A 3,288-nucleotide genomic window follows, 5' to 3' on the forward strand; every position below is an offset into this window, starting at 1 on the left:
GTCGTCGACACCTGGCGGCCCATCTCCATCTGCGTCTCTTCGACGACGGTGACGATCTTGCGGATGATCGCGCTCATGATTGTTTCCCTTGGGCTCGTCCCTGTTCAGGCATGAACCGCGTTCTCCAGCACAGACGGGCGCGATCGTTGCCGCTCAATATCTTTTGTTCCGATGACAAGCATATCACCACAAAGCTGCAACACGGCACCCTCGATCAACCCGCGACCGAACAATTGCCGTGCACATTCCGCGCCAGATTCCAGCGCCTTGCGAATCTCGACCCGCGACAATTCACCGACATCGCGGGTGACGAGACRCGCGCCGAGATCGCTGTCGGGCTGGAACTCGTTGGCGGGCCGGCGGAGGATGGCCGGATGCCCGGGCAGATCGACCGCGTTGGCGATCATCGTCGCCGCCGCATCGGCTTGCGCTGCCGTTGCCGCGAGCACCGTCACGGCATCGGCAATGCCGAGCGAAAAACTGCGGCCGTGGCGTCCGCTGGTCGCGATGCCGCGCACGGGATCATCGGCCTCGACCCTCATGGTCCGCATCACGCCGTCGCGGTCGGGCCTGTCCATCAGGCCGACCGAAAAATGTTCACCCGCGCCGAGATGCAGCGCGATATCGCCGCCATTGTTGACATAGGCCCGATCGAGTGACGCCGCATTCAGCATTGCCGCCAGAATTTCCTCCGCCACACTTCCCGCCACCGCTGCCATCGGCGTGATGAAGCCACCGGCGGCATAGGGCGCGACGGCAGCGTGCATGCGGCGCGCCACGACGCCCCTGAGCGGAGTGCGCGCTACCTCGGCGGCCATCCGCAATTCCGTCAGTTCCGCGCAGAGCTCGTCAAGCAGGCCGGTGAAGCGCCGGGCAGCCGCCTCATAGGCCGCGCGCACCTCGTGCTCGCGCCCCCTCGCCTCCACGATCAGATCAATCGGACCATCCTGCAAATGCAGCCGCCGGCCATCAGACAGCAATGCGATTTGCGGGAGCCGCTTCATGCGCGACGCCCCGGGATCGGGCCCTGCCAGGGCAGCTGACGGACATCGTCACCGCCCCGCACCTCGGAGAGCGGCTTCACATGGTCCATGTGTCCGCCGAGCGCGGCGTAATCGGACAGTTTCATGGTGAACTCGATCGGCGCGACCAGCGCYGGCGTCGGCACGTAACCGAACGCGCCGGCCGGCATCTGCGTCACGTCGACCATGTAGGTGATGCCGCCGCCCGGCCAGACATAGACCGGCGCGCCACCGCTGGTGACGCGCGTCAGCGCATCCTTCACCGAGCGCGTCAGCCGCACCGGATTGTCGGTGACACCCGCACGCAGCGAGCCGCCGGCGCCCGCCATGAACAACACCGTGCACAGCGCCGGCTCGCAATTCTCCTGGATGCGCTCCACCGAAAACTTAAGGTCGGCCGGCATCTCGGTCTCGACTGGCTTCAAGGCCTCGTCGAGCACGTAATAGGACGAATGCTCGCCGGTCGTTGAGACCATCAGCATGGAGAGGCCCGCCTTGGCCTCCTTCGCATCGAACGGCCCGAGAATCGCCAGCGGATCGGAGATGTTGGTGCCGCCCCACCCCGTGCCGGGATCGGCGACCTGGAAATAGCGGCCGGGCGTCGAGCGCCGGCCCTTCATCTTGATGCCGGTGTCGGCGATGTCGAGCAGCTTGCCGGCCTGATGCTCGCTGAGCACGCCGGTGATGTGGTCGTCGACCACGACGACCTCGTCGACCTTGCCGTGCCATTGCTTGGCGAACATGCCGATCGTCGCCGAGCCGCAGCCGACGCGCATGCGCTCTTCTTTCGTGCCGTTCACGATCGGCGGCTGGCCGGCCTGCACCACCACGCTCGCGCCGCCGTCGATGGTGAGCTCGACCGCCTTGCAGTTGGCGAGATCCATCAGCGTGTCGCAGGTGACGCGGCCCTCCTTCTTGGAGCCGCCGGTGAGATGATGCACGCCGCCGAGCGACAGCATCTGCGAACCGTATTCGCTGGTCGTGACGTGGCCGACCGCCTCGCCCTGCGCACGCACGGTCGCGGTCTCCGGCCCGAGATAGCGGTCGGTGTCGATCTTCACCTTGATGCCGCAATAGGAGAAGATGCCCTCGGTGACGACCGTCACCATGTCGACGCCGTCGACCTCGGACGACACGATGAACGGTGCCGGCTTGTAATCGGGATAGGTGGTGCCCGCACCGATCGCGGTCACGAAGGTCGAGGGCTCGTGGACGAGCTTGCCGTCCCAGTCTTCCGTGCGGCTGAACGGCACCAGCTTGCCGCCCTGCGACACCGTGCGTTCGAGGATGATGTGCGGATCGACGCGGACGAGCTTGCCGTCGTGGTTGGCATAGCGGTCGCAGGCGCCCGCCGCGCCCGGCTTGATGTAGCACATCACCGGACAGGCATCGCAGCGGATCTTGTCGGTGGCAGCGCTCGTCGTTTCAGTCACCATGTGCAGGCCAGCGGATCACAGGGGCTTATCATTCGTATACGAACGATGTTGCGCGCGCTCCCGAGGGCTGTCAAGCGGCGGCGCGCGCGAAAAGATGCGGCTGCCGAATAAAACCTCATTTGCCTCCCCGCTCTGTCCACAAACCGGGCAATCGCGCTGCACTGCGGCATGCCGGCTTGCACGTTTGTGTACAAACGGTATCGTCACGACGTAGAATTTTTGCGAACCGTTGGTCCGCGGCGCTTAACGAGTCGATCTGGGAACGAGGATGACGCAGACACCGATCCGCCTCACCGTGAACGGCAGGATCCACGACGTCGCGGCGGCGCGAGAGACGCCGCTGCTCTATGTGCTGCGCAACGACCTCGCGCTCAACGGTCCGAAATACGGTTGCGGTCTCGGCGAATGCGGCACCTGTACTGTCCTGATCGACGGCGCCGCGGCACGTTCTTGTGTCATCCCGATCAGCGGCTGCACCGGACGCGACATCGTGACGCTCGAAGGACTCGGCACGCGCGAGAAGCCGGACGTGGTGCAGCAGGCCTTCATCGACGAGCAGGCCGCGCAATGCGGCTACTGCCTCAACGGCATGATCATGACCACCAAGGCGCTGCTCGCGATCAACCCGCAGCCCACCGAGCAGGAGGCGCTGGCGGCGCTGCGTTACAATCTCTGCCGTTGCGGCACCCATGTCGAAATCCTGCGCGCCGTGATGCGCGCATCGAACCAGCTCGCCGAGGCCGGTGATTGATGGCCTCCCCGCATCCGAACGGAGCTGAGCGGCCATCGGGTTCGCTCGTCGTCGTCCGCACCGTGGACGAGATCACATC

At 65.5% G+C, this 3,288-nt stretch carries 3 protein-coding genes and 1 pseudogene; 1 reads left to right on the forward strand and 3 read right to left on the reverse strand.

The window, feature by feature from the left end; all coding sequences use genetic code 11:
* From ACXJL8_RS37295 to ACXJL8_RS37305, 3 genes and pseudogenes are all read right to left on the reverse strand, one after another.
* Positions 1 to 77: pseudogene (locus tag ACXJL8_RS37295) on the reverse strand (amino acid synthesis family protein); the annotation flags it as partial.
* Between the two features lie 27 nt (positions 78 to 104).
* On the reverse strand, positions 105 to 1,004 hold the full coding sequence (locus ACXJL8_RS37300) for a UPF0280 family protein (RefSeq protein ID WP_456686641.1): 900 nt from the start codon (positions 1,002 to 1,004) through the stop codon (positions 105 to 107).
* Positions 1,001 to 2,458 (reverse strand): 6-hydroxynicotinate reductase, encoded by a 1,458-nt coding sequence (locus tag ACXJL8_RS37305; RefSeq protein ID WP_456623005.1) that lies wholly within the window; start codon positions 2,456 to 2,458, stop codon positions 1,001 to 1,003. Before ACXJL8_RS37305 ends, ACXJL8_RS37300 begins: the two co-directional genes overlap by 4 nt.
* Before the next feature lie 268 nt (positions 2,459 to 2,726).
* Between ACXJL8_RS37305 and ACXJL8_RS37310 the strand changes: the two genes are divergently transcribed.
* On the forward strand, positions 2,727 to 3,209 hold the full coding sequence (locus tag ACXJL8_RS37310) for a (2Fe-2S)-binding protein (RefSeq protein WP_456623006.1): 483 nt from the start codon (positions 2,727 to 2,729) through the stop codon (positions 3,207 to 3,209).
* The last annotated feature ends 79 nt before the right edge of the window (positions 3,210 to 3,288 follow it).

This window comes from Bradyrhizobium sp. P5_C11_2 (genome assembly GCF_054049755.1).

Excerpts from the sequence above, each read along its gene's own strand:
- ACXJL8_RS37310 (WP_456623006.1), top strand. The coding sequence starts at position 2,727 with ATGACGCAGACACCGATCCGCCTCACCGTGAACGGCAGGATCCACGAC.